The 933-nt window shown below is 42.1% G+C and carries 1 protein-coding gene; it reads left to right on the plus strand.

Going from position 1 to position 933, the window contains the following annotated elements; all coding sequences use genetic code 11:
* Nucleotides 1–933 (plus strand): hypothetical protein (locus tag GTQ34_RS16605; RefSeq protein ID WP_166524927.1); only part of this gene is annotated, 933 nt, incomplete at both ends.

The raw sequence follows: 933 nt of genomic DNA on the forward strand, positions 1-933 counted from the left end.
ACCTTTGTACTGTTGCACCATGTGCACCATAAATTTGACAAAAAAACGGAAAAGACCATTACGTTGGTCAAAAAAGCCGATTGGGGCATCCATCATGCCCTATCACAAAATTTTCCCTTGAATGATTCCACTCTATTGGATTCAGACGATTCAGATGGGATCAAGGTTACGTTGGTCAGGTCCTACTGGGGTGTTTTTGAAAAGTTTGTGGCTATCTCAAAATTCCGAAAAAACAGATTTATTAAAACAGCGTTGATAGGAGGCAAATTGGACCAGGATTTTGCTGCACTTTATCTACAGGACAATAACAGGCCCCTTGTAATAGCTGGAAAATCAAAGATTACAGGTAAGGCCTTTTTGCCCACACAGGGGATTCGACCTGGGGGCATCGGGGGGGAATTTTATCGATTCAAGACTCCGATTTTTGGAGGCATGCAGCAGAGTTCTTCAAAACTTCCGACCATTAATCATGAACTTAGAACCAATTTAAAAACGCTTTTAAAGCAGAGCCTTACTGGAATGGAGAAGTCGCACATGGCTTACCGGGACGAGTTAAAGCTTGCCAACTCCTTTGCATCACCGATAAAATTCATCTACGGCGACCTATTGAGGATATCGGGAGCAAATCTTGCTGGGAACATTGTGCTTAAGGCTAATGGCACCATCATAATAGAGGCCAACAGCATTATCAAAGATGTTCTTTTTGTAGCGCCAAAAATTATCATAGAGAATGGGTTTAAGGGAACATTACAGGCCATTGCCTCCGAATCAATAAATGTGGAGAAAAATGTGGTTCTTGAATACCCCTCGGCCTTGGTGGTAGAAAGCAAGGAAACACCAAATCGAAAGGTGAGTAATAGCTTCGGAATCCATGTTCAAGGTAATGCTATCATCAATGGAATATTGGCCTATTTGGACGATTCTGACGAAACG

It is taken from the genome of Flagellimonas ochracea, from assembly GCF_009903685.1.
In the GTDB taxonomy this organism is placed as follows: domain Bacteria; phylum Bacteroidota; class Bacteroidia; order Flavobacteriales; family Flavobacteriaceae; genus Flagellimonas; species Flagellimonas ochracea.